At 71.6% G+C, this 25,444-nt stretch carries 20 protein-coding genes; 15 read left to right on the top strand and 5 right to left on the bottom strand.

Annotated elements, in window-relative coordinates:
• The first annotated feature begins 13 nt into the window (after positions 1–13).
• The 5 genes from ACSC1Q_RS33680 to ACSC1Q_RS33700 all read left to right on the top strand — a co-directional run bounded on the left by ACSC1Q_RS33680 (position 14) and on the right by ACSC1Q_RS33700 (position 6,759).
• On the top strand, positions 14–817 hold the full coding sequence (locus ACSC1Q_RS33680) for an IclR family transcriptional regulator (RefSeq protein WP_436762742.1): 804 nt from the start codon (positions 14–16) through the stop codon (positions 815–817).
• 87 nt (positions 818–904) lie between these two features.
• A complete protein-coding gene (locus ACSC1Q_RS33685) occupies positions 905–2,362 on the top strand; it encodes an aldehyde dehydrogenase family protein (protein WP_436762743.1) in 1,458 nt (485 codons plus the stop codon).
• Between the two features lie 40 nt (positions 2,363–2,402).
• A complete protein-coding gene (locus tag ACSC1Q_RS33690; RefSeq protein WP_436762744.1) occupies positions 2,403–3,713 on the top strand; it encodes a quaternary amine ABC transporter ATP-binding protein in 1,311 nt (436 codons plus the stop codon).
• Positions 3,713–5,707, top strand: coding sequence for an ABC transporter permease (locus ACSC1Q_RS33695; protein WP_436762745.1), 1,995 nt, complete (start codon positions 3,713–3,715; stop codon positions 5,705–5,707). Before ACSC1Q_RS33690 ends, ACSC1Q_RS33695 begins: the two co-directional genes overlap by 1 nt.
• Positions 5,708–5,763: 56 nt before the next feature.
• Complete coding sequence (locus tag ACSC1Q_RS33700; RefSeq protein WP_436762746.1) at positions 5,764–6,759, top strand: ABC transporter substrate-binding protein; 996 nt, start codon at positions 5,764–5,766, stop codon at positions 6,757–6,759.
• A gap of 266 nt (positions 6,760–7,025) precedes the next feature.
• On the opposite strand, the gene ACSC1Q_RS33705 is transcribed toward ACSC1Q_RS33700, so the two are convergent.
• Positions 7,026–7,343, bottom strand: coding sequence for a hypothetical protein (locus ACSC1Q_RS33705; protein WP_436762747.1), 318 nt, complete (start codon positions 7,341–7,343; stop codon positions 7,026–7,028).
• Between the two features lie 47 nt (positions 7,344–7,390).
• Between ACSC1Q_RS33705 and ACSC1Q_RS33710 the strand changes: the two genes are divergently transcribed.
• The 7 genes from ACSC1Q_RS33710 to ACSC1Q_RS33740 all read left to right on the top strand — a co-directional run bounded on the left by ACSC1Q_RS33710 (position 7,391) and on the right by ACSC1Q_RS33740 (position 17,106).
• Complete coding sequence (locus ACSC1Q_RS33710) at positions 7,391–8,848, top strand: serine hydrolase domain-containing protein (RefSeq protein WP_436762748.1); 1,458 nt, start codon at positions 7,391–7,393, stop codon at positions 8,846–8,848.
• Positions 8,849–9,186: 338 nt separating this feature from the next.
• Positions 9,187–11,631: a GcvT family protein gene (locus tag ACSC1Q_RS33715; RefSeq protein ID WP_436762749.1), complete on the top strand. Its 2,445-nt coding sequence runs from the start codon at positions 9,187–9,189 to the stop codon at positions 11,629–11,631.
• Between the two features lie 66 nt (positions 11,632–11,697).
• Positions 11,698–12,918 (top strand): sarcosine oxidase subunit beta family protein, encoded by a 1,221-nt coding sequence (locus ACSC1Q_RS33720; RefSeq protein ID WP_436762750.1) that lies wholly within the window; start codon positions 11,698–11,700, stop codon positions 12,916–12,918.
• A gap of 13 nt (positions 12,919–12,931) precedes the next feature.
• Positions 12,932–13,210, top strand: coding sequence for a sarcosine oxidase subunit delta (locus ACSC1Q_RS33725; RefSeq protein ID WP_436762751.1), 279 nt, complete (start codon positions 12,932–12,934; stop codon positions 13,208–13,210).
• Complete coding sequence (locus ACSC1Q_RS33730; RefSeq protein WP_436762752.1) at positions 13,207–13,347, top strand: hypothetical protein; 141 nt, start codon at positions 13,207–13,209, stop codon at positions 13,345–13,347. Before ACSC1Q_RS33725 ends, ACSC1Q_RS33730 begins: the two co-directional genes overlap by 4 nt.
• Positions 13,344–16,328, top strand: a complete 2,985-nt coding sequence (locus ACSC1Q_RS33735) for a 2Fe-2S iron-sulfur cluster-binding protein (RefSeq protein WP_436762753.1) — start codon at positions 13,344–13,346, stop codon at positions 16,326–16,328. The genes ACSC1Q_RS33730 and ACSC1Q_RS33735 overlap by 4 nt, the downstream gene beginning before the upstream one ends.
• Positions 16,329–16,452: 124 nt before the next feature.
• Positions 16,453–17,106, top strand: a complete 654-nt coding sequence (locus ACSC1Q_RS33740) for a sarcosine oxidase subunit gamma (RefSeq protein ID WP_436762754.1) — start codon at positions 16,453–16,455, stop codon at positions 17,104–17,106.
• A 110-nt stretch (positions 17,107–17,216) separates the two neighbouring features.
• Here the strand turns inward: ACSC1Q_RS33740 and ACSC1Q_RS33745 are convergent, their stop codons facing one another.
• A complete protein-coding gene (locus ACSC1Q_RS33745) occupies positions 17,217–18,656 on the bottom strand; it encodes an MFS transporter (RefSeq protein ID WP_436762755.1) in 1,440 nt (479 codons plus the stop codon).
• Between the two features lie 69 nt (positions 18,657–18,725).
• Here ACSC1Q_RS33745 and ACSC1Q_RS33750 point away from each other — a divergent pair, with 69 nt between their 5' ends.
• Positions 18,726–18,890: a hypothetical protein gene (locus ACSC1Q_RS33750; protein WP_436762756.1), complete on the top strand. Its 165-nt coding sequence runs from the start codon at positions 18,726–18,728 to the stop codon at positions 18,888–18,890.
• 1,000 nt (positions 18,891–19,890) lie between these two features.
• Here ACSC1Q_RS33750 and ACSC1Q_RS33755 read toward each other — a convergent pair.
• From ACSC1Q_RS33755 to ACSC1Q_RS33765, 3 genes are all read right to left on the bottom strand, one after another.
• Positions 19,891–20,685, bottom strand: a complete 795-nt coding sequence (locus tag ACSC1Q_RS33755) for a trypsin-like serine protease (protein ID WP_436762757.1) — start codon at positions 20,683–20,685, stop codon at positions 19,891–19,893.
• Between the two features lie 247 nt (positions 20,686–20,932).
• A complete protein-coding gene (locus ACSC1Q_RS33760) occupies positions 20,933–22,171 on the bottom strand; it encodes an MFS transporter (RefSeq protein WP_436762758.1) in 1,239 nt (412 codons plus the stop codon).
• Between the two features lie 60 nt (positions 22,172–22,231).
• Complete coding sequence (locus ACSC1Q_RS33765; RefSeq protein WP_436762759.1) at positions 22,232–22,918, bottom strand: TetR/AcrR family transcriptional regulator; 687 nt, start codon at positions 22,916–22,918, stop codon at positions 22,232–22,234.
• Between the two features lie 548 nt (positions 22,919–23,466).
• On the opposite strand from ACSC1Q_RS33765, the gene ACSC1Q_RS33770 reads away from it, so the two are divergent.
• Together ACSC1Q_RS33770 and ACSC1Q_RS33775 are read left to right on the top strand one after the other, a co-directional pair.
• A complete protein-coding gene (locus ACSC1Q_RS33770) occupies positions 23,467–24,561 on the top strand; it encodes a right-handed parallel beta-helix repeat-containing protein (RefSeq protein ID WP_436762760.1) in 1,095 nt (364 codons plus the stop codon).
• A gap of 190 nt (positions 24,562–24,751) precedes the next feature.
• Positions 24,752–25,390: a phosphotransferase gene (locus tag ACSC1Q_RS33775; RefSeq protein ID WP_436762761.1), complete on the top strand. Its 639-nt coding sequence runs from the start codon at positions 24,752–24,754 to the stop codon at positions 25,388–25,390.
• The last annotated feature ends 54 nt before the right edge of the window (positions 25,391–25,444 follow it).

Below are 25,444 nucleotides of genomic sequence, written 5' to 3' on the forward strand. Positions count from 1 at the left end.
TTAAAGTTGTGTCATGAGCAACGAGCTGGAGAGAGATGGCGCTGCGGTGCAGTCCGTCGACCGCGCGCTGTCCGTCCTGCGGCTGCTCGCCCGGCACGGAGACCTGGGCGTCAGCGAGATCGCCGCGGAGCTGGGGGTCCACCGTTCCACGGCGTTCCGCCTCGTCATGACGCTGGAGCTGCACGAGCTCGTCGAGCAGACCGCCGACCGGGGAAAGTACCGGCTGGGGGTGGGGATCGTCCGGCTCGCGGGCGCCGCGACCGTGCGGCTCGACGTCGTCCGCGAGAGCCGCGCCACCGGCGAGCGGCTCGCGGCGGCGGTCGGCGAGACCGTCAACGTGGCCATCCTCGACCGCGACGAGGTCCTGTACGTCGACCAGATGGCGGGTCCCTCTGCCCTGCAGGCCTACAACTGGGCGGGGCGGCGGGTGGCGCTGCACGCGACGTCCAACGGCAAGGTGCTGCTCGCCCACGCCCCGGGCGAGCGGTTCGAACGGCTGGCCGCCGTGCCGCTGCGCCCGTTCACCGACCTGACCGTCACCGACGCCGGGCTGCTGCGCGAGGAGCTCGACACCGTCAGGAGGCGCGGGTACGCCACCGCCGCCGACGAGCTGGAGATCGGCCTGACCGCGGTGGCGGCGCCGATCTTCAACGTCGAGGGCGCGGTCGTCGCCTCGATGAGCGTGTCCGGGCCGACCTTCCGGCTCCCTCCCGAGCGGCTCCCCACGGTGGCCGAGCAGGTGATGGCCGCGGCGGGCGAGGTCTCCTCACGATTGGGCTGGCACGGTAATGAGGTCGGTAAAGCCTTGACTGCGTGAACGAAAAGGGTCGATTCTGTTCCTCGTTAAGCATTCCGGTGCGTGATACGCAACGGATCATGCGATAACCGAAGGGCGGGCCCGTTCGTGTCAGATCTCTACCTCGGTGGCACCTGGAGGGATCCCGTCGCGGGCGGCCACCGTGAGATCCGCTCACCGGCCGACGGCGGCCTCGTGGCGACCGTCTCGGAGGCCACCCGGGCCGACACCGAGATCGCGATAACCGAGGCCCGCGCGGCGTTCGACGAGGGCACCTGGGCGTCCACCCCCGAGCGCGAGCGCGGCGCGCTGCTGCTGAGGGTGGCCGACCTGCTCGAACGGGACGTCAAGGACGTCGCCAGGGCCGAGTCGCTCGACACCGGCAAGCGGCTCGCCGAGAGCGAGTACGACGTCGCCGACGTGGTGGCCTGCCTGCGCTACTTCGGCGGCATCGCCGGGACCGACGCGGGCCGCGTGATCGACACCGGCCGCGACGACGCGATCAGCCGCGTCGTCCACGAACCGGTCGGGGTCTGCGGCCTCATCACCCCGTGGAACTACCCGCTGCTGCAGGCCTCCTGGAAGGTCGCCCCCGCGCTGGTCGCGGGCAACACCTTCGTCCTCAAGCCCAGCGAGCTCACCCCGTCCACCGCGATCCTGTTCATGCGCCTGCTGGAGGAGGCCGGGCTGCCCCCGGGCGTCGGCAACCTCGTCCTCGGGGCGGGCGCCGAGGTCGGCGCCCCGCTGGCCGAGCACCCCGAGGTGGACATGGTGTCGTTCACCGGCGGCCTGGCGACCGGCCGTACGATCATGGTGTCGGCGGCGGCCACGGTGAAGCGGGTCGCGCTGGAGCTCGGCGGCAAGAACCCCAACATCGTCTTCGCCGACGCCGACGTCGAGACCGCCCTCGACTTCGCCCTCACCGCCGTCTTCCTCCACTCCGGGCAGGTCTGCTCGGCCGGTGCCCGCCTGCTGGTCGAGGACTCCCTGCACGACACCTTCGTCGACGAGCTCGTACGCCGCGCCGCCCGCATCCGCCTCGGCGGCCCCTTCGACCCCGAGGCCGAGACCGGCCCGCTCATCTCCGCCGCGCACCTGGCCAAGGTCGAGGCGTACGTCGCCTCCGGCGTCGCGGAGGGCGCGGTGCTGCGCTGCGGCGGGGAGAGACTCCCCGGCGAGGGCCACTTCTACCCGCCGACCGTCCTCGACGAGTGCCACCGGGGCATGCGGGTGGTCCGCGAGGAGTCCTTCGGCCCCGTCCTCACCGTCGAGCGCTTCGGCGACGAGGACGAGGCGGTCCGCCTCGGCAACGACACCGACTACGGCCTGGCCGGGGCGGTGTGGACACAGGACGCGGGCAAGGCCCAGCGGGTCGCCGGGCGGCTCCGGCACGGCACCGTGTGGATCAACGACTACCACCCCTACGTCCCCCAGGCGGAGTGGGGCGGTTTCAAGCGGTCGGGAATCGGCCGCGAGCTGGGCCAGGCGGGCCTGGCCGAGTACCGGGAGACCAAGCACGTGTGGCAGAACGTCCGCCCCCGCCCGCAGCGGTGGTTCCGCAGCTGAAGGACGACCCCCCCGTCCCCAGACGACCCGTGAGGTGGTCATGACCATGACATCACCGACCAAGCAGGCGCGGCCAGGAGCCGCCGCGCGGAACGAGGACCGGGCCGTCCTCGACGTGCGAGGTCTCTGGAAGGTCTTCGGCCCGCGCCCCGGCCGGGTCGTCGGGACCCCGCTCGCGGAGCTCTCGCGCAGCGAGCTGAGGGCGAGGACGGGCTGCGTGACGGCCGTACGCGACGTCTCCTTCACCGTGCGGCCCCAGGAGGTCTTCGTCGTCATGGGCCTGTCCGGCTCCGGCAAGTCCACCCTCGTGCGCTGCCTCACGCGGCTCGTCGAGCCGACGGCCGGAGAGGTGCTGTTCGACGGCGAGGACATCCGCGAGGCGGGCGACAGGCAGCTGCGCGAGCTGCGCCGCCACCGCTTCGCCATGGTCTTCCAGAACTTCGGGCTGCTGCCGCACCGGCGGGTCCTGGACAACGTGGCCTACGGGCTGGAGATCCGAGGCATGCGGAAGGAGGCCCGCTACGAGCGGGCCAGGGAGATGGTCGAGCTCGTCGGCCTCTCCGGTTCTGAGGACTCCTACCCCGACCAGCTGTCCGGCGGCATGCAGCAGCGCGTCGGGCTGGCCAGGGCCCTCGCGGTCGACCCCGACGTGCTCTTCTTCGACGAGCCGTTCTCCGCGCTCGACCCGCTGATCAGGCGGGACATGCAGAACGAGGTCATCCGCCTGCACCGCGAGGTCGGCAAGACGATGATCTTCATCACGCACGACCTGGGCGAGGCGCTCAAGCTCGGCGACCGCATCCTCATCATGCGCGACGGCGAGCTCGTCCAGATGGGCACCCCCGACGAGGTCGTCGGGGCGCCGGTGGACGACTACGTGCGCGAGTTCGTCAGCGACGTGCCCCGCTCGAACGTGCTCACCACCCGCTGGATCATGCGCCCGCCCCGGCCCGACGAACCGCTGGACGGCCCCGAGGTCGGGCCGGACGTCGTCGTACGCGACGTCGTGCACACGGTCCTGCGCGCGACGAGGCCGGTCAAGGTCGTCGAGGGCGGGGAACTGCTGGGGGTCGTGACGGCGGAGGAGGTCCTCGGCGTGCTCGCGGAACCGTCTTCTCCGGAGGGGACTTCCGGCGAGGCCGTCGAGTTGTCTTCGGATGGGACCTCCGGCAAGTCCGCCGAGCCTTCCGTGGGCGAGCTCTCCGGTGGGCCCGTCGGGCTGTCCTCGGAGGGGACTTCAGGTGAACCCGCCGAGCCGTCTCCGGACGCGAGCCCCGGCAGGCCCGGCGGCTCCGGAGATTCCGGCAAGCCCGGTGAGCCTGGCACGCCCAGGTCAGAGGGGCAGGGGTGATGGCCACCCAGGCCACCCCGGCCGGTGGCCTGCGGCGGCTGCCCGCGTGGCCCCGCCGCTACCTGCTCGCCGCCGTCGTCGCGGCGTGGGTGCTGATCTGGGTGTTCGTCCAGGGCCGCGACACCCTCCAGCTCGGCGGCGCGGAACTGACCCCGCTGCACGTGAGCATCAACGAGGCCAGTGAGGTCATCGACAACAGCAGGAACGAGAACCCGTTCTTCCTGTACTTCGTCAACTACATCCGGCTCTTCCTCGACGAGTCCGTCACGTTCGTCCAGGCGCTGATCAGCCAGCCGTCCTTCGGGCGGCCGCTGCCGGTCGTCGGCTGGCTGGGCGTGGTCGCCGTCGCCACGGCGGTCGCGCTGCTGTGGGGCAACCTGCGGGTCGCCCTGCTGACCGCGATCGGCTTCGCCTCCTTCGGCCTGCTGGGCCTGTGGGAGGAGAGCATGGACACCCTCGCCCTCACCCTGGCCGCCGTCGCGCTCTCGCTGCTGATCGGCATCCCGCTCGGCGTCTGGGCCGGGGTGAACGACCGGTTCGACCGCCTGGTCACCCCGCTGCTCGACTTCATGCAGACGATGCCGACGTTCGTCTACCTCGCGCCGCTCACCCTGTTCTTCCTCATCGGCCCCGCGAGCGCCACCGTGGCGACCGTCATCTACGCCGTCCCGCCCGCGATCCGCATCACCGCGCACGGCATCCGCGAGGTGCGGCCCGCGATCCTGGAGGCGAGCACCTCCCTGGGCTCGACCGCCTGGCAGTCGCTGAGGAAGGTACGGCTCCCGCTGGCCAAGCGGACCATTGTCGTCGGCGTCAACCAGACCATCATGGCCGCGCTGTGCATGGTCACCATCGCCGCGCTGATCGACGCCCCCGGCCTGGGCAAGACCGTCGTCAAGGCGCTGGAGACCCTCGACGTCGGCAGCGCCTTCAACGCGGGCCTGGCCATCGTCGTGATGGCCATCGTGCTCGACCGGGTCACCTCCGCCGCCGGGCGCCGCGTCGAGGACCGGCACCGGGCCGGGCGCTCTCGCGGACCAGGCCGCCGCCGCGCGGAGGTCGGCGCGGTCCTCGCGGTCACCGGCGTACTGGTCTATCTCTCCCACGTCTACGTGTGGGCCGCGGAGTTCCCGAGCGAGGCGAACCTGGGGCGCTACGTCCGCCAGGGGGTCGACGCGGCCACCCTGTGGGCGCAGGACAACCTCGCGGCCTACACCGGCGCGTTCAGGAACGCCGTCTCCTACGGCCTGCTCAACCCGTTCGAGGCGCTGCTCACCGACTCACCGTGGTGGCTGGTCGGCGCCGTGCTCGTCGTGTTCGCCGCGATCCTGGCGAACGTCAGGATCGTGCTCGTCACCGCGGTCTGCGTCGCCCTGCTCGTCGCGCTCGGCCTGTGGCAGGACAGCATGGTGACGCTGGCCTCGACGCTGGTGGCCACCGTCCTGGTGATGGTCCTCGGGGTGGTGCTCGGCGTCTGGATGGGGCGCAGCGACCGCGTCGACCAGCTGGTGCGGCCCGTCCTCGACGCCGGGCAGACCATGCCGCCGTTCGTCTACCTGGTGCCGATCCTCGGGCTGTTCGGCGCCACCCGGATCACCGCGATCATCGCCGCGGTCGTCTACGCGGCCCCGGTGGCGGTCAAGCTCACCGCGGACGGCATCCGCGGCGTGGCGCCGAGCGCGGTGGAGGCCGCCACGGCCGCGGGCTCCAGCACCTGGCAGCTCATCACCAAGGTGCAGCTGCCGATGGCGCGCAGCGCGCTCACCCTCGCGGCGAGCCAGGGACTCATCTACGTGCTCGCCATGGTCGTCGTCGGCGGCCTGGTCGGCGCGGGCGCGCTCGGCTACGACGTGGTGGCCGGGTTCTCCCAGCTGCAGCTGCGGGGCAAGGGGCTCGCCGCGGGCGTGGCGATCGTCGTACTCGGGATCATGCTGGAGCGCATCACCCGGACGGCCGCGCGGCGGGCCGACGCCGAGACGCACGGCGTCCACTGAGCGACAGACCGGGCGGAACCGAACACAGCACACGACATCCAACACAGGAGGACCTGGTGACAGTTTCGAGGATCGGGCGACCGCGGGCGGTGGCGCTCCTGGTCGTGACCGGCCTCCTCGTCTCCGCGTGCGGCGGGGCGAAGGTCGGCGAGAGCGAGAGCGGGGCCGCCCCGGCCGCCTCCGGCGCGGACGGGAAGAAGGCCTGCGGCGCGGTCAACATCGCCATCAACCCGTGGGTCGGGTACGAGGCGACCGCGGCGGTCATCGCCCACGTGGCCGAGAAGGATCTCGGCTGCTCGGTCACGAAGAAGGACCTCAAGGAGGAGGTAGCCTGGCAGGGCTTCGCCACCGGCGAGGTCGACGCCATCGTGGAGAACTGGGCCCACGACGACCTGAAGAAGAAGTACATCGAGGACCAGAAGGTCGCCGTCTCGGCGGGCTCGACGGGCAACAAGGGCGTCATCGGCTGGTACGTGCCGCCGTGGATGGCCGAGAAGTACCCCGACATCACCGACTGGAAGAACCTCAACAAGTACGCCGACCTGTTCAAGACCTCCGAGTCCGGGGACAAGGGGCAGCTGCTCGACGGCGACCCGTCCTTCGTGACCAACGACGCTGCGCTGGTGAAGAACCTGAAGCTGGACTACAAGGTCGTCTACGCGGGCAGCGAGGCGGCGCTCATCACCGGCTTCAGGCAGGCGGAGAAGCAGAAGACCCCGATGCTCGGCTACTTCTACGAGCCGCAGTGGTTCCTGTCGGAGGTGAAGCTCGTCAAGATCAAGCTGCCCGAGTACACCGAGGGCTGCGACGCCGACGCCGAGAAGGTGGCCTGCGACTACCCGCTCTACGACCTCGACAAGATCGTGAGCAAGAAGTTCGCCGACTCCGGCAGCCCGGCGTACGACCTGGTCAAGAACTTCACCTGGACGAACGAGGACCAGAACCTCGTGGCCAAGTACATCTCCGAGGACAAGATGACGGCCGAGGAGGCCGCGGAGAAGTGGGCCGGCGACAACCCCGACAAGGTGAAGGCCTGGCTCCCCGCCTCCTGAGCGCCCACCCGAGGCTTTCCGCCTCCTGAGCGCTCACCCAAGGCGCCTCAACTCCTGGGTGCTCACCCGAGGCTTCCCGTCTCCCGAGTGCTCACCCGAGGACCCAGGGGGCGCGGGTTCGAGTCCCGTCGTCCCGGAGGGGGTGCCGCCCGGAAGGGGGGCACCCTCGCCTCGTCCGGGACGACCGGCCGGGTGACCACGGCTCCCGTCAGAGGATCCGGTCCGTCGCTCGGCGAAGTGTCGCCACCGCCGACGTGACCCGCCGATCAGCGTGGGCGGCTGAGGGCGGCCTCGGCCAGGTCCGTCCATCTCCCGGCCGAGGAGTGGGGCACGACCACCCAGTCCTTCATCGCCCTGCCCCGCCCCGAGGGGTCGAACAGGGACGCCCCGGCCAGCTGGAGCGCGGCCGCGTGTTCGGGGGTGTCCCTGACCAGCCGGAACACCATCGTGCCGTCGCGCCGCAGGCTCGCGAACACCTTCCCCGCCTGATCCTTGAGCGAGGGATTCCCCATCATCGTGGAGATCCACACACCCAGGTCGGCCAGCTCGGCGCCGACCTGCCTGAAATCCTCTTCCGCGCTCATCTCAGTCGGTCCCAAGGTAGTGGGGGCTGTTTTGTTAGGGTGTCCGGATGCCCTCCCGCCGCGCCCTGCTGCCACGGTCGACACCGGTCGCCTCGGGGATGTCGTCCCGTTCGGTCACCGCGCTGCTGGACCGGCTCGAAGCGCGATCCGTCGAGTGTCACTCCGTCGTGATCGTACGCCACGGTCACGTCGTCGCCGAAGGCTGGTGGGCACCGTACTCGGCCGAGCGCCCGCACCTTCTCTACTCGCTGACCAAGTCGTTCACCTCGGTCGCCGTGGGGCTCGCGATCGCCGACGGGCTGCTCTCGCTGGACGATCGGGTGGTGGACGTGTTGCCCGACCACGTTCCGGCCGGAATCTCGGAGCGGGGACGCCGTCTCACCGTTCACCACCTGCTGTCCATGACGGCCGGACACCGCACGGACAGCCTCGCCGAGGCCTGGCGGCTGGAGCCGGGCGACCTGGTGAAGGGCTTCCTGCGCGTACCGTTTCCCGAGGCCGAGGGGACCCGGCACGCCTACGACAATCCGACCACCTTCGTCCTGGCCCGGATGGTGGAACGGGTCACGGGCCGCGGACTCCCGGAATTCCTCGACGAGCGCCTCTTCACGCCGATGGGCGTCGACCACGCCGAATGGGACCGGGTGGCGAGCGGTGCCGCCTTCGGGTTCCACGGGCTGCACCTCACGACCGAGGCCGTCGCCGCCTTCGGCGAGCTGTTGCTGCGCGGCGGCCTGTGGGGCGACCGGCGGCTCGTCCCGCGCGAATGGGTGGAGCTCGCGACCGGACGGCACATCGAGACATTACGGCCCGAGGACGGGCCGGGGGACGCCGACTACCTGTGCGGTTACGGCTACCAGTTCTGGGTGTCGCGTCACGGTTACCACGGTGACGGCTCCTTCGGCCAGCTGTGCGTGGTCGTCCCTTCGCACGATCTCGTGGTCGCCGTGACCGGCGCCCACACGCGGGCACAGGCGGTGCTCGACGCGATATGGGAGTGCCTGCTGCCCGGCATGGATCGGGCGGGGGACACCCGGGACGACGGCCACGCGGGAGACACCCGGGACGACGGGATCCTCGCCGATCGGCTGCGGCGGCTGTCGTTCGCGCCTGTGTCTGGTTCGGCCGCCCCGGGGCGCTCCGTCAAGGCGACACTCGACGCCTCCGCCGGGGATTCGGCCCTGCCCGGCGGAACCACGGTGATCGTCGATCCCGTGGACGGTGGATGGCTCCTGCGGCTCGGGTCGTCCCTCGACGTCGAGGCCGGCCACGGCGAGTGGCGGGAGAGCGCACCGCTCGGCCGCCCCGTCGTCGCGGCCGGAGCCTGGCAGGACGACGTGTTCGTCGCCGACCTCTACGTCATCACCACCCCGCACCGGGTCCGGCTGGTGGTCGACGCCGACGCGGGCACGGCGGTCGCGACGTGGAGCACCATGCCCCTGACCAGCCCCGATCTGGCGTCGCACCTGCGGTCGCCGCTGATGACACGGCCCGACGTCGCGTAGGTGACACCGGCCGGGGCCGCGAACGTCACCGGCGACTTCGCCGGGGTCGCGAAGATCACCGACGATCGGACCGGTGCCCGGAGGTCACCGGCGGTCGGATCGGTGCCGCCCCGCCGTTCTGCGCGATCACGCCGTTATGCGTGATCAACCCGTACGGCGCGCCAGGGGCGGAGCGTGCCCGGTCGTCCCTGCTCATCCGCCGTCCCCGCCGTATTTCGTGAAATACCGTTAAATCCCGAGAACGACCGTCGGCCCGTTCTTGACAGTGTTGTCGACGGGAGGACAATCTGTTGCGGGAAGCGCACTTCGTTTCGGACTGCGCAACGACGGAGGTGGGTATGGCGGGCCGACGCGTCGTCATCATCGGAGCCGGGGTCGTCGGGGCGGCCCTCGCCGACGAGCTCTCCGCCAGGGGCCGGGACGACATCACCGTCGTCGACCAGGGCGCCGTGCCCGCCACCGGGGGATCGTCCTCCCACGCGCCGGGCCTGGTGTTCCAGACCAACCCGTCCAAGACCATGGCGGAGCTGGCCCGCTACACGGTCGAGAAACTCGTCGCCCTCGACTGCTTCCTCCAGGTGGGCGGCCTGGAGGTGGCCACCACGCCCGAGCGGCTCGCCGAGCTGCACCGCCGCCACGGCTGGGCGACCTCCTGGGGGATCGAGGCGCGCCTGCTCACCCCCGAGGAGTGCGTGGAGCACCACTCCCTGCTCGACGGGGACAGGATCCTCGGCGGGCTGTTCGTCCCCACCGACGGCCTGGCGAAGGCCGTGCGCGCCGTCGAGGTCCAGCTGGCCCGCGCCCGGGAGCGCGGCGTCCGCGTCCTCGACCGGCACGAGGTGCTGGACATCCGCGTCGAGGACGACCGGGTCGCGGCCGTCGTCACCGACCGGGGCGAGATCCCCGCCGACCTCGTGGTCTGCTGCGCCGGGATCTGGGGCCCCAAGATCGCGGGCATGGTCGGCATGGCACTGCCGCTCACCCCCCTCGCCCACCAGCTCGCCTGGACCGGCCCGGTCCCCGCGCTCGCCGGGCAGGCCGGGCAGGCCGGGCAGCCTGAGGAGGCCGTCCGGCCGATCCTGCGCCACCAGGACGCCGACCTGTACTACCGGGAGCGGTTCGACCGGCTCGGCATCGGCTACTACGGCCACCGCCCGATGCCGATCACCGCCGAGGAGATCCTCCCGATCGCCGACGCCGAGGTCATGCCGTCGGTGCTGCCGTTCACCGACGACGACTTCGCCCCCGCCTGGGCCGAGACGAAGGCGCTGCTGCCCGCCGCAGGGGAGGCCAAGCTCGAAGCGGGGATCAACGGCCTGTTCTCCTTCACCACCGACAACATGCCGCTGCTCGGGCAGTCGCGCGACGTGCGGGGCTTCTGGGTGGCCGAGGCCGTGTGGGTCACCCACTCGGCCGGGGTGGGCCGCGCGATGGCCGAGTGGCTGTCCGACGGCCACTGCTCGTCCTTCGACCTGCACGAATGCGACGTCAACCGGTTCGAGGCCCACCAGCTCGCCCCCGAGTACGTCCGCACCCGCGACTGCCAGAACTTCGTCGAGGTCTACGACATCATCCACCCGCTCCAACCGGCCGAGAACCTGCGCCCGCTGCGCACCAGCCCCTTCCACGCCCGCCAGCGCGAGCTGGACGCGTACTTCCTGGAGGCCACCGGCTGGGAGCGCCCCCAGTGGTACGGCGCCAACGCGCCCCTGCTCGACGGGCGTGACATCCACCGTCCCAACGACTGGGCCGCCCGCCACTGGTCGCCGATCGTCGGCGCCGAGGCGCAGGCCTCGCGCGAGACCGTGGCCCTGTACGACATGAGCGCGCTCAAGCGGATCGAGGTCGCGGGCCGCGGGGCCGCCGCCTTCCTCCAGCGGATCTCCACGGGCGACGTCGACAAGTCCGTCGGCTCGGTCACGTACTGCCTGCTGCTCGACCACGACGGCGGGATCCGTAGCGACGTCACGGTGGCCCGGCTGGGGCGTGACCTGTTCCAGGTCGGCGCCAACGGCAACCTCGACCTCGACTGGCTGCACCGCCACCTGCCCTCCGACGGGTCGGTCACCGTCACCGACATCACGCCGGGAACCTGCTGCGTCGGCGTCTGGGGACCCCTCGCCCGCGAGGTCGTGGCCCCGCTCGCCGGTCCCGGCTTCGGGCCGGGCGGTTTCCGCTACTTCCGCGGCGCCCGCGCGTACGTCGGCACCGTGCCCGTCACCGCGCTGCGGCTCTCCTACGTCGGGGAGCTGGGCTGGGAGCTCTACACGACGGCCGACATGGGCGCGAAGCTGTGGGACACGCTCTGGGAGGCCGGTCAGGGGCACGGGATCATCGCGGGGGGCCGTGGCGCCTTCAACAGCCTGCGGCTGGAGAAGGGCTACCGGTCCTTCGGCACCGACATGACCTACGAGCACGACCCGTACGAGGCGGGCCTCGGTTTCGCCGTGCGCAAGGCGGACAAGGGCGACTTCATCGGCCGCGCGGCCCTGGCCGAACGCGGCACGGCCCCCCGGCGCAGGCTGACCTGCCTCACCGTCGACGACCCCGCCGCCGTGGTCATGGGCAAGGAACCGGTGTACGACGGCGAGTCCTGTGTCGGATACGTCACCAGCGCCGCCTACGGCTACACGATAGGCAAGGGCATCGCCTACGCCTGGCTGCCCGCCGGGCTGTCCGTGCCCGGGAGGGAACTGCGCATCGGCTACTTCGACCGGCGGGTGGCCGCCGTCGTCGCCGAGGAGCCGCTGTACGACCCGGCTATGGAGCGCCTGCGTGGCTAGCGGAACGCCGGGAGCGGCGACGGTCGCGACGCCGGGGTCCGTCGGCGGGATCGAGAGGGGACGACGATGAGCACCGAGGCGCTGCCCGAGCACCCCGACAGGCTGTGGAGCAGCCCCGAGCCGAAGTCCTCCTACGACGTGGTGATCGTCGGCGGCGGGGGCCACGGCCTGGCCACCGCCTACTACCTGGCGAAGAACCACGGGATCACCAACGTGGCCGTGCTGGAGAAGGGCTGGCTGGCGGGCGGCAACATGGCCCGCAACACCACCATCATCCGGTCCAACTACCTGTGGGACGAGAGCGCGGGCATCTACGAGCACTCGCTCAAGCTGTGGGAGGGGCTGGAGGAGGACCTCGGCTACCCGATCCTGTTCAGCCAGCGCGGCGTGCTCAACCTCGCGCACAGCCTGCAGGACGTCAGGGAGAGCGTCCGCCGGGTCAACGCCAACCGCCTCAACGGCGTCGACGCCGAGTGGCTCGGCCCCGAGGAGGTGAGGGAGGTCTGCCCGATCGTCGACGTCTCGCCCGACGCGCGCTACCCGGTCCTCGGCGCCACCTACCAGCCGCGCGCGGGAATCGCCAAGCACGACTACGTGGCCTGGGGATTCGCCCGCGCCGCCGCGGCGATGGGCGTCGACCTGATCGAGCACTGCGAGGTCACCGGCGTCGACGTCGTGGGCGGGCGGGTGGAGGCCGTACGCACCACCAGGGGCCGCATCGCCGCGGGCAGGGTCGCGATGTGCGCGGCCGGGCACTCCTCGGTCGTCGGCCGGATGGCGGGGGTGGAGCTGCCGGTGCAGAGCCACCCGCTGCAGGCCCTGGTCTCGGAGCTGCTGGAGCCCGTACACCCCACGGTGGTCATGTCCAACGCGGTGCACGTCTACGTCAGCCAGGCCCACAAGGGCGAGCTGGTCATGGGGGCGGGCATCGACGCGTACAACTCCTACCGGCAGCGCGGCGCGTTCCACATCATCGAGCGGCAGATGGCGGCGGCGCTGGAGCTGTTCCCCGTCTTCGCGCGGGCCCACGTGCTGCGCACCTGGGGCGGGGTGGTCGACGTCACCCCCGACGCCTCGCCCGTCGTCGGGCTCACCCCCGTCGACCGTCTCTACGTCAACTGCGGATGGGGGACCGGCGGCTTCAAGGCCACCCCGGGCGTCGGGTGGTGCTACGCGCACACGATCGCCCACGGCGAGCCGCACCCCCTCAACGCCGCCTTCACGCTCGAACGATTCACCACCGGCGCGCTCGTGGACGAGCACGGCGCCGCCGCGGTGGCCCACTGAAGGAGCCCGACCGATGTTGCTGATCCCCTGTCCGTGGTGCGGTCCACGGGACGAGGCCGAGTTCCACTACGGCGAGCAGGCCGAGGTCGCCTACCCCGGTGACCCCGCCGCGCTCTCCGACGAGGAGTGGGCCCGGTACCTGTTCTTCCGCGACAACCCGAAGGGGCCGTTCGCCGAACGCTGGCAGCACGCGGCCGGATGCCGCCGCTGGTTCAACGCGATCCGCGACACCGCCACCGGCGAGTTCCACGCCGTCTATCACGTGGGCGAGCCAAGGCCGGTGGTCGCGTGAACCGCCGGGTGACCGGCGCGGCGGACCACCCGCCGCTCCCGGGCGACGCGGACGTCCACGCCACCGGGGACACGCTCCGCCTGGCCACCGGCGGCGCGGGCGTTCCGGCCGGTGGCGAGAGAGCGGTGCGCCGGTGAGCGGGCAGCCGTTCCGCCTGGAGGGGCGTCGCGGGGAGGTGCTGCCGTTCCGGTTCGACGGCCGCGACTACGAGGGGTACCGGGGCGACACGCTCGCCGCCGCGCTGCTCGCCAACGGCGTCCGCACGGTCGCGACGAGCGTCACGCTGGGCCGCCCCCGAGGGATCTTCGCCGCCTGGACCGAGGAGCCCAACGCCGTCGTCCAGATCGAGCACCCCTTCCCCGAGCCGATGCTCCAGGCCACCGTCGTCGAGCTGTACGCGGGACTGGTGGCCACCGGCCTGCCGGGCAGGGGCAGGCTCGCCGCCGAACCCGACCCGGCGCGCTACGACGGCGTGTACGCGCACTGCGACGTCCTGGTGGTCGGCGCGGGCCCGGCGGGCCTGGCGGCGGCGGCCGCGGCGGCCGGGTCGGGCGCCCGGGTGATCCTCGCCGACGACCGGCCCTCGCCCGGCGGCAGCCTGCCCGACACCGGCGAGACCGTCGACGGCGTGCCGGGCACGGCGTGGGCCGCGACCGCGCTGGCCGAGCTGGAGAGCCACCCGGAGACGCGGGTGCTCACCCGTACCGGCGTGTTCGGCTACTACGACGACAACTACCTGGTCGCCGTGGAGCGCAGGGGTGAGAACGCCTCCTCCCGCGAGCGCGTCTGGCGCATCCGGGCCCGCCGCGTCGTCCTCGCCACCGGCGCGCACGAGCGCTCGATCGCCTTCGCGGGCAACGACCTGCCGGGCGTCATGCTCGCCGGTTCGGCACGCGCGTACGCCAACCGGTACGGGGTCCTGCCCGGCCGCCGCGCGGTGGTGTTCACCACGGGGGACAGCGCCTACGCCGCGGCCCGCGACCTGGCCGCCGCGGGCGTCGAGATCGCCGCCGTCGTGGACACGCGTACCGGCGCCACCCCGGGCCGGGACGGCTCGGGCGGCTTTAGCGCTTCGGGTGGCATGGACGGTCTGAGTGGCCTGGATGGGCCGGGTGGTCCGGATGGCTGGGGCGGCCTGGGCGAGGCCGAGGCGCTCACCGGTCACTTCGTCACCCACGTGAACGGCGAGCACGGCGTCACCTCCGTGACCGTCTCGCAGAGACCCGTTGCGGGCGGTACGCCTTCCGGGACGGTCCTCTCCGGAGGGCGTGAGATCGAGGCCGACCTGCTGCTCGTCTCGGGCGGCTGGAACCCCGCCGTCCACCTGTTCAGCCAGGCCGGGGGGACGCTCCGCTACGACGAGCAGCTCGGTTCCTTCGTCCCGTGGAGCACCCGCCAGGCCGTCGAGGTCGCCGGAGCCGCCCGAGGGCTTCTCACCCTGGCCACCTGCCTGGAGGACGGTGCCGCCGCCGGAGCACGGGCCGCCGAGGCGGCCGGTTTCCCGACCCCTTCCACCTCCGGCGCATCCGCCCAGAGGACAGGAGAGACGCCCCCGGACACGGAAACCCCGCAGACCGGGGAGACACCCTCAAGCACGGAAACCCCGCAGGCCGGAGAGACCTCCGAGACCACCCTTGCCGAGCACGTGTGGCTCGTACCCGCCGACGACTACCGGACCCACTTCGTCGACCTGCAGCGTGACGTCACCGTCGCCGACGTGATGCGCGCCACCGGGGCCGGGCTCCGTTCGGTCGAGCACGTCAAGCGCTACACCACCGCCGGGACCGGGCACGACCAGGGCAAGACCTCCGGCGTGCTCACCAGCGGTGTCGTCGCCCACGCCCTCGGCGTGGACGTCTCGCGACTCGGCACCACCACCTTCCGCGCCCCCTACCTGCCCGTCTCCTTCGCGACCCTCGCCGGGCGCGACAGGGGAGCGCTGCACGACCCCGCCCGGGTCACCGCGCTGCACGAGTGGCACGTGGCGTACGGAGCGCCGTTCGAGAACGTCGGCCAGTGGAGGCGGCCCTGGTACTACCCCCGCGAGGGCGAGGACATGGAGGCGGCCGTCCTGCGCGAGTGCCGGGCCGTGCGGGAGGCCGCCGGAGCCATGGACGCCTCCACGCTCGGCAAGATCGACATCCAGGGGCCGGACGCGGCGGAGCTGCTCGACCGGCTCTACACCAACATGATGAGCACCCTGAAGGTCGGCTCGATCCGCTACGGAGTGATGTGCCGCCCCGACGGCATGGTCTTCGACGACGGCACGGTGATCCGCCTGGCCGAGGACCGTTTCCTGGTGACCACCACCACCGGCAACGCCGCCGCCGTCCTCGACTGGATGGAGGAGTGGCTGCAGACCGAGTGGCCCTCGCTGCGGGTCTACTGCACCTCGGTCACCGAGCAGTGGGCGACGGTCGCGCTCGCCGGGCCGCGCTCCCGCGAGGTACTGGCCGGGCTCGCCCCGGAACTGGCCGTGGACAAGGTGAGCTTCCCGTTCATGACGTGGCGCGATACCCGGGTGGCGGGCCTCGACGCGCGGGTGTGCCGGATCAGCTTCTCCGGCGAGCTGGCGTACGAGATCAACGTCAGCGCCTGGGACGGGCTCGCCCTGTGGGAGGCCGTCCAGGCCACCGGCGCGGTCACCCCGTACGGGACCGAGACCATGCACGTGCTGCGGGCCGAGAAGGGCTACCCCATCGTGGGCCAGGACACCGATGGCACGGTCACCCCCGCCGACCTCGGCATGGAGTGGGTGGTGTCCAAGAAGAAGGCCGACTTCCTCGGGAAGCGTTCCTTCGCCCGCGCCGACACCGCCAGGCCCGACCGCAAGCACCTGGTCGGCCTGCTGCCGCTCGACCCGGACGTCCTGCTGCCCGAGGGCTCCCACCTGGTGGCCGTCGACCGGCTGCCCGAGCCGCCGGTCCCCATGCTCGGCCACGTCACCTCCAGCTACCGCAGTGCCGCGCTCGGCAGGACCTTCGCCCTCGCCCTCGTCAGCGGCGGGCGCGAACGCGTCGGCGAGCGGCTGTACGTGCCCGTCGGAGGGGAACTGCTGCCCGTCACCGTCACCCACCACGTCCTCTACGACCCCGAGGGAGCGCGCCGCGATGGCTGAGCCACCGACCGGGACCCGGCCGGGCCCGCCTGTGACGGAACTCTCCGGACCAAAGCAACAAGGATCAGAGCAAAAAGGATCAGAGCAACAAGAATCAGAGCACCGAGGAACAGAACCGCAGGGGATGAAGCCCCAGGAAACGGAGCAGTCCGGGCGACTGAGTCCGCTGGCCGGGCTGGAACCGGTGTCGGGCCCGGACCTCCACATCGCGGAACTGCCGTTCCTCACCCAGGTCGACCTGCGGGTGGAGCCCGGGAGCGACACCGCCGCCGCCCTCGCCCTCGCGCTCGGCGTCCCGCTCCCCACCGAACCCGGCACCACCGCGATCACCGGCGCCGACGTGCCGCCGTCCGCCACCTCCACGGGCGTCGGTGGCGACGTGCCGCCGTCCGTCACCTCCGGGGGCGGTCGCCAGGTGCTGTGGCTCGGTCCCGACGAGTGGCTGGTCGTCGGGCCTCCGGGTGACACCGGCCTGGAGGGCCGCCTGCGAGCCGCCGCCGGGACCGGTCACGCCGCCGTCACCGACGTCTCCGCCCAGCGGACCGTACTGCTCGTCACCGGCCCGAAGGCCCGCGACCTGCTCTCCCACGGCTGCGCCCTCGACCTGCACCCCCGCGCGTTCGGTCCCGGCCGCTGCGCGCAGACCATGCTCGCCCGCGCCCAGGTCGTCCTCGCCGCCCGCGAGGACGGCGGGTTCCATGTCCTCGTACGCTCGTCGTTCGCGGAATACCTCGCGGCCTGGCTGCTCGACGCGGCGGGGGAGTACCTGGGCGGCTGAGCCGATCACCGGGAGCCTGGACGGACGCGGCGGATACGGCGGGTACGGCGGACGCGGCGGAAGGGCCGGCCCCGGCGTGTGCCGGGGCCGGCCCTCGAAGGCGCGGAGACCTACCGCCCGGCCATGGAGGCGGTCTTGGCCTCCGGGGCGGGGGCGGCCGGAGCGCCGGGAGCCGGCTTGCGCACCGACGGCACGACGGTCGCGGAGATGATCGCGATCACCACGGAGAGCGCGGTGGAGAGCCAGAACGCCGTCTGGATCCCTTCGATGGAGATCCCCTGCCCGGTCCCGGCGGCCAGCGACGCCACCGCCACCGCGACACCGAGGCACAGCCCGACCCCGAGCTGGCGGTTCGAGTTGTAGAGGCCCGAGGCCAGGCCCATCTGGGAACCGTCCACCCCGGACGTGGCCGCCACCGCGGTGCTGATCATCATGACCGTCACACCGGCGCCGACCAGGATGCCGCCGGGCAGCACGTTCACCAGGAACGAGCCGTCGGCGGGCGCGAGCGCCAGCACCAGCGAACCGGCCACCAGGAACAGGGCGCCGACGGTCAGCACCGGACGAGCCCCGATCCGCGCGGTCGTCTTCGCCACGGGCAGCGACGCCAGCACGACCACGAGGGCCTGGGGGAAGAACGCGATCCCGGTGAGAATGGCCGAGAAGCCCAGGACCTGCTGCATGTAGAGCGTGATGAAGAACGTCGAGATGGACATGACGCCACCCGACAGGAACGCGACCAGGTTGCCGCCCGTCACCCCCCGGTTGCGGAAGATCGAGAGCGGCACCAGTGGCGCGGACACGCGGGTCTGCACGAACAGGAAGACGGCCAGCAGCGCGACACCCGCGATCAGGGGGATCAGCACCCCGGCGGTGCCCCAGCCCTCGTCGGACGCGATCGTCAGGGCGTAGGCGATCGCGCACATGCTCGCGGTCACCAGGATGGCACCGGGCACGTCGATGCGCGCGGACCTGGTCCGTACGCTGTCGTCTTCGAGGCGGATCGCGGCGCGCACGACCATCGCGATACCGACCGGGACGTTGATGAACATGACGGCCCGCCAGCCGAAGATCTCGGTCAGCACCCCGCCGGCGAGCACCCCGCCGGCGAAGCCCACCGAGGACACGGCGCCGAACACGCCCATGGCCTTGGCCCGCGCCTCCCCCTCGGGGAAGCCCGCGCCGATCATCGCGAGCACGGCCGGAGCCACCGCCGCGGCCGAGAGGCCCTGCAGGGCACGGGCGATGATCAGCACGATGGAGCTGGTCGCGAAGCCACCCACCAGGGACGCGATCGTGAAGATCGCGAGACCCCACACGAACATGCGTTTACGGCCGATGATGTCGCCCACGCGTCCACCCAGCAGCAGGAAGCCGCCGTAGAACAGCGCGTACGCTCCGACGACCCAGGGCAGGGCGCCGGCGGTGAAGGACAGGTCGGTCTTGATCCATGGCAGAGCGACGTTCACGATCGCGAAATCGAGCGTCAGCATGAACTGGGCAAGGCACAAAAGAAGCAGTGGTGGTGGCTTCTTGACCTGAGAGTCCATGTTTTCTTTCTCCTGTCTCATAGCACGGCTTAAGCTATTCACGGCGTCATTTCCGGCCCGAATGGGTTCGTGACCGCCGACGGCCCGACCGGCCGGTTCGAGCGTCGTGGCCCGGCGTCACGAGGCCGGACGACCGGGGTCGCCGGCCCGCCCGTCGCGCTGCCGGAGAACGACGACAGGGAGCCGGACGCCGAGGCGTACCAGATCTTCGAGCGCGTCGCCCGTGCGTCGTGAAGCTCGACGACGGCGACGCGATCAGCATCCTGCCTGCGGGTATCGGCGCGGTCGGGGTGCCGGGAACGGCGTCGGCGGGTCCCGTCGCGCGAGCCTTCACCGGCCTTCCGGCAGCACCGGTGCGAGGGGATCCGGTCGTTCTCCCGGCCGGGCGTGCCACCGGCGCCCGATGGCCGTCCGCGGGCCACGGGCGGACGCGCGCGTCCGCCGGCGGGAGAAGCACGGTCAGGGACGACAATTTCCGCTCCCTTCGACGCCTACATAATTGTTCCTGATGTGAATCAATTATGTAGCCGTGGCCCGGGCGCAACCAGAGCGTCAATCATCAATAGCGCGTGCATATTTCACGCCGGTCAAGATGAATAATTCAGCAATCGGACGTCACGGCACGAACGGCCTGCCGGGCAGGTCGCGCCCCATGCCCGGCGCCGGGGCGGTCACGACCGTGCCGCCGTGTGTGACCCGAAGGCGGGCCGTGGCCCCCGCTCCGGTCCGGCGGGTATGGGCCTTCCGGGGCTGCGACGACAGAGACCGAAAAGTCAGAAATAGGCGCTTCGATACGTCTTGGGACAGTCCGGAAAGCCGGGAACGGCCCGGAAAAGGAGGTACTTCGATGGACGCCTCGGGAGGGCGTCGACGCCGACGCCGCCCGCTCCTGCTCGCGAAGGCCCCATGACCGGTCGACCGGTGGCTCCCGAACCGCTTCCCGTCGGCCTCCGCCAACGGTGAAGTGGTGGCTGTGGTACAGGCGAACGATGGGAGGGAGGGGTGGGGGCGGGGAAGGCGCGTCACCGGACAGCTGCGGGGCGTCGCGTGACGCGTACGAGGAGCGGCGTGGGTGGTGTGGCTACCGGCGGGGCCTGGAGCACGCGCCGCGCCGACGGCCGTGGAGCGGCGTGGATGGTGCGGTCACCGGCGGGGCCTGGAGCGCGTGCCGCGCCGATGGCCGTGGTCATGCCCGGCCGGGCGGGCGTCTGGACCCGGCGGGGCGATCACCCGTTCAGGGAAGCGTGACGAACTTCTTGAGGAAGGACCGGACCTGAGGGGTGTCCAGGCGGTAGTCGTAGTTGGTCAGCCTGCACGCGTCGTCGTCCCCGCTGATCGTCGTGGCCACGAGCAGGTCCGAGGTGGGCCCTCCGAGGAAGTTCGGGCCGCCCGAGTCGCCGAAACAGGTGCTGCCGTCGCCCTTGGAGGCGAGCGACAGTTTGAGCCACTTGCGCGTGAGGTTCTTGAAGGAGATGGACGCCTGGTGGCGGGTGTCGGTGTAGGTCAGCCGCACCTTGTGCTTCCCTCCGGCCGAGACGTGTTTCCCCTTGGCCGAGACCTTGGCCGTGGCCACGGCGCCGTACCCGACCGGGGTGAATCGCGTGATCTCCAGGGCGTTGGCGGCGTCGAGGCGGTCGAGCAGCCCCTCGCTGGGCAGCCTGGCGGGCTTGATGTCCGGGACGGCCGTGTCGAAGACGACAACGGCCATGTCGTGAAGATCGGACTTGTCCTTGTAGCGCGAGTCGAGGACGTAGCGGCCGGTGTAGACCTTGTCCCCCTGCTGGTAGCGGGTGGAGAAGGAGACCCGGGCGGTCTTCTGCCCCTCCGCCGCGCAGTGGGCGGCGGTGAGGAAGACGGTCGGCGAGATGAGGGTGCCGGTGCAGTAGGACCAGGTGCCGTCATCGTTCGGCTTGTCGCCGATGATGGCTCCCACCTGCGGGTGAGCGGCCAGGTCGGGTGATCCGTTGGTGATGGCCCAGGCGGGGGAGACGGGGAACGCGGCGGTCGCGGTGAGCGCAACAGAAATCATGACAAAGGGGATAAAACGCACGCAGGAACTGTAACCGCCCCAGGGTTACATTTGATACAGAGCACAGAAAGATCTACTCCCGCTTGCCGAGCCACGGCGAACGGGCCACCGACCTGGCCGCCGAGTGGATCTCTCCGCTCGCGCGGGGCGAGGGCCTCGGCGCTGGACGGGCCTTCGCACCGGACGGGCCTCGGCGCCAGGCGGGCCTCGGCACCGGACGGGTTTCGGCACTGGACGGGCCTCGGCGCTAGGCGGGGGCGCGGTTCACCAGGACGCGGGCGAGAACGATCGTGATGACGCCGGCCAGGACGACGGAGAGCAGCCCGGCGCGCAGGCTGACGAGGTCGGCCACGAATCCGACGAGCAGCGGGGACAGCAGGAATCCCCCGCGCAGCAGCCAGCTGACAATGGTCAGGCCGGTGCCGTCGGGCAGCCCGGGCAGTTCGTCGGCGGTGTGCATGGCGGCGGGGACGAGGGTGGCGAAGCCGAGCCCGGCGAGGGCGAAGCCGGCCAGCGAGGTCGCGACGGACGGCACGGCGAGAGCGGCGCCCATGCCGACGGCGGTCAGGGCACCTCCGGCACGGACCACCGTGCGCTGGCCGAAGCGGTCCACGACGCGGTCACCGGTGAGGCGGCCCGCGGTCATGGCGACCTGGAAGGCCACGACGGCCAGACCGGCCGTGGCGGCGTCGGCGTACAGATCACCGCTGAGGTAGATGGCGCCCCAGGACGCGCCGGCGTCCTCGACCAGCGCGCCGCACGCGGCCAGCACCCCGAGCGCGGCGAGCATCCGCACGGCCGGGCCAGTGAACGAGCGCAGGCCTCCACGGGCGGGCGGGGCCGCCGGGTGGCCGTCGCCGGAGGCGGGATCCCGGCCTTCCGCTGGGCGCTCGGCGTCCTCCGGGCCGGGCAGCAGGAACCGGTAGGCGATGACGGCGACGATACCGAACAGCGTCGCGGAGATGGCCAGGTGGAGCGCGAGGGGGACGCGGAGACCGGCGGCGGCGGACCCCATCAGGCCGCCCAGGACCGCGCCGACGCTCCACACGCCGTGCAGTGAGTTGAGGATGGAGCGCCGGTAGATCCGCTGGACCCGCAGGCCGTGGGCGTTCTGCGCGACGTCGACCACCGCGTCGAGGGCGCCCACGACGAACAGCGCGCCGCCGAAGGCGATCCAGTTCGGCGCGAGGGGGATGGCCAGCGTCGTGGCGGCGGCAACGACGATCCCGAACGCCGCCGTGCGCGCGGAGCGGAGGCGGCGGATGACGGCGCCGGCGAGCAGCCCGGCCAGCAGCGCGCCGATCGGGTACCCGGTCAGCGCGATGCCGAAGACGGCGTTGCTCACGCCGAGGTCGGCCTTGAACTGCGGGTAGCGCGGGACCACGTTGAAGAACACGGCGCCGTTGGTGAGGAACAGCGCCGCGACGGCGGTGCGGGCGAGGCGTGCCTGGCGGCTGGGCGCGCCGAGGGGGACGGTGGCGGACATCGGCTTTCCGATCACATTTCCATGGGTGCGGGCGACATGGGTGCGGGCAAGGGGAGAGGGTCAGCGCAGGTATCGGTGGACGGCGTGGCTGATCTGCTCGGGCGTCATCGGGTCGGTCGACAGGGCGCTGTGCAGTACGAGCCCCTCGATGAGAGCGTCCAGTTCCCTGGCGGTCGTGGCGTCGAAGTGACGCTCCAGCGCCCGGCGGCTACGAGCCATCCAGGCCTGGGTGACGGCCCTCAGGGCCGGGTTGCGCGCCGCGGCCACGTACAGCTCCACGGTGAGCACGAGGTCGTGCTGTGAGCCGAGCAGGTCGTCCGACACCAGCGTGACGACGGCCTCGACCGCCGCCGCCCGGTCCCGGGCGGCGCTCAGGCGCTCGTCGAAGCCGCGGGCCACCGCGTCGGCGTGCCGGGTGAACGCCTCGCCGAGCACCTCCTCCAGGGACGCGAAGTGATAGGTCATCGAGCCCAGCGGCACGTCCGCCACCCGGGCGATCTCCCGGTGTGTCGTCCCGGCGACGCCGCGCTCGGCGATGACGGTGAGCGCGGCGTCGATCAGCCGGTCCCTCCGCCCGGGGTCGTGCCGTCGAGGCCGCCGCGGAACGGACGACCGCGTGGGGTCGGGGCCGCTCACGGGGTGCCCGGCCCGATCGTGGTGCATGGCCGGCTCGGGGTCGTCGGCGATGTGCAGGTCACCGGGGAGCACTCGCTCGCGCATCGAGCGGGCGTCCGGATCAAGCGTCATGCGTACAAGCGTACACACCAAGTGTACGTACGTACATATCGATTGGTATGCGACAGTGTGAAGGTCGCGCCGCTCGCCGGAGGCATGGAGGCATATCCGCGCGCCCGGGGTTTCGGCCTCCGGAACCCGCTTCCTCCCCGGCAGCCGGCGGGCCGCACCGGCCAGGAGGACCACGGGATCCCCCTCGGCGAGCCCGGCCCGGCGGATCCGCGCGCTGCCGGCGCGGTGACCGGGATTTTCCCGATCTCGCAGCGGCCGCCGGTGAGGAGCGTCCATGATTGCAGTGTTGATCATCCTGGTGTGACCGGAAGGCGGTGTTCGTGGTGGAGTGGGTGGGTTCGGTGCGGCGATTGCTGTTCGTACCGGAGCCGTGCGACGGCGAGTCGTTCTCGTCGTGGGTGGGCCGGATCGCCGAGGAGTACACGCGGCCCGGGTGACGCCGACCTTTGATCATCCGCTGAGCGTCACCTCAGGGTTTTCGCAACGAAGCAGATCTTGTGTTCCCGATGGAGTGATCGTCTGTCGACCCCCGGAAAGGGAGACGAATTATGAGAATTGATATCAAGTTGGCCGTCGGGCTGGTGGGCCCGCTGGTCATGGCCATGAGCCTCGGGAACGGCGCCGGCACCGGCGGCTACGGAAACAACAGCGGAAACAACGGCGGGAACGAGGAGGCGAGTGTCCTCAAGGGTGCGAGGACGGTGTCCGTGTCCGCTCCCGCACCGACCACGCCCGTGCCGACCGGCCCCGGCACGGTGCGCTGCCCGCGGCCGACCAAGACCGTCGGCAGCGCCGACGAGCTCCAGCGGGCGATCAGGTCGGCGCGGGCGGGCGACGTGATCCGCCTGCGCCCGGGCACCTACCAGGACAGGTTCGTCGCCCAGAGGTCGGGAACCCGGGGTAAGCCGATCTTTCTGTGCGGCGACGCCCGATCGGTCCTGGACGGCGGCGGCATCAAGAAGGGCTACGCCTTCCACCTCGACAGGGCGAGTTTCTGGCGGTTGGTGGGCTTCACCGTGCAGAACGCCCAGAAGGGCGTGATGGCGGACAGGACCAGCGGCTCGATCGTCCAGGGCCTCAGCGTGCACGACATCGGCGACGAGGCCGTCCATCTGCGTAACTTCAGCAGGGGCAACACGGTGCAGTACAACAAGATCTACAACACCGGCCTGCGCCGTGCGAAGTTCGGCGAGGGCGTCTACCTCGGCTCGGCGGAGTCGAACTGGAAGCGCTACTCCGGCGGGCAGATGGACAGGAGCGACAACAACCTGGTGCGCGGAAACGTGATCCGGGCCACGGCCGAGGCCGTGGACATCAAGGAGGGCACCAGCGGAGGCCGTATCGTCGGCAACATCTTCGACGGGTCGGCACTCGGCGGGGACGAGCTCAACGACTCCTGGGTCGACGTCAAGGGCAACAACTACGTGATCGAGGGCAACACCGGGAAGAAGACGCCGCAGGACGGCTTCCAGACCCACGAGATCGTCGACGGCTGGGGCACCGGCAACGTCTTCCGCAAGAACACCATCGATCTCGCCGGCGGCAGGGGCGTCGGCATCAACGACACCGCGGGCGGCAACACGATCGCCTGCGACAACAAGGTCATCGGCGGTCAGCTCACCAGGAAGGGCAGCTGCTCCTGACGCCCCGGCGGCGTCGGGCCTAGGTGACGCACCGGTTCCGCACGCCCCGGCGGCGCCGTCGGGCCGAGGCGACGGTGCGGTACGAGCGGGGACGAACGCCGCCGACGCCGGGGCGCTGCCGCGCTGGTCCCCGCCCGGATCCGGAGATCTGCACGCTTTTCTCCGGCTGGCCGACCGGCTCGGCGTCACGGTGGCGCCGGCGGTTCGCGCGGAGTTCGACGGCGTGCTCGACCGGCTGGGCCGCGCGCCGGGGAACGCGCTGCTGCACGGGGATCCCTGTCCCGGAAACGACCTGTACACCCGCGACGGGGTCCGCTTCGTCGATTTCGAGCAGGCCGCGCTGGGCAACGGGCTGACCGAGCTGGCCTACCTGCGTGTCGCCCTCCCGACCTGCTGGTGTGCCACCGCCACCCCTTCACCGCTGCTGCGCCGCGCCGAGGAGGCCTACCGCGCGGCGTGGAGCACCGCCACCGGCGCCGAACCCCAGGGTGACCTCGCCGACGCGTGTACCGGCTGGCTGCCGCGCGGCGACGCCCTCGTCGAACGGGCCCGCCGTGACGGGAGCGACCATCTGGCCAGGGCGGCCCACCGTGACTGGCGCTGGGGCACGGCCACCGCCCGCCGGCGCCTGCTGCACCGTCTGGGGGTCGTCGGCGAGATCACGGTCGGCAGCGCCGATCTCGCGGGCGTCGGCGACCTCACCGCGATGATGCGCGACCGCATGCTCGACCGCTGGCCCACGCCGCAACCGCTTTCCCCGCGTCGCCCCTCAGGTCGGCACGGCCGTCGAAGGACGAGCGTCCTCCGAAGACTGTGGAACCCGCCCTGACGTTTCGAGTACCTGACGGTCCTGGATCACGTCCACGGCGCCACGTTCCCCGGT

The sequence above is a fragment of the Streptosporangium heterodermiicola genome (assembly GCF_051390675.1).
Lineage (GTDB): Bacteria > Actinomycetota > Actinomycetes > Streptosporangiales > Streptosporangiaceae > Streptosporangium.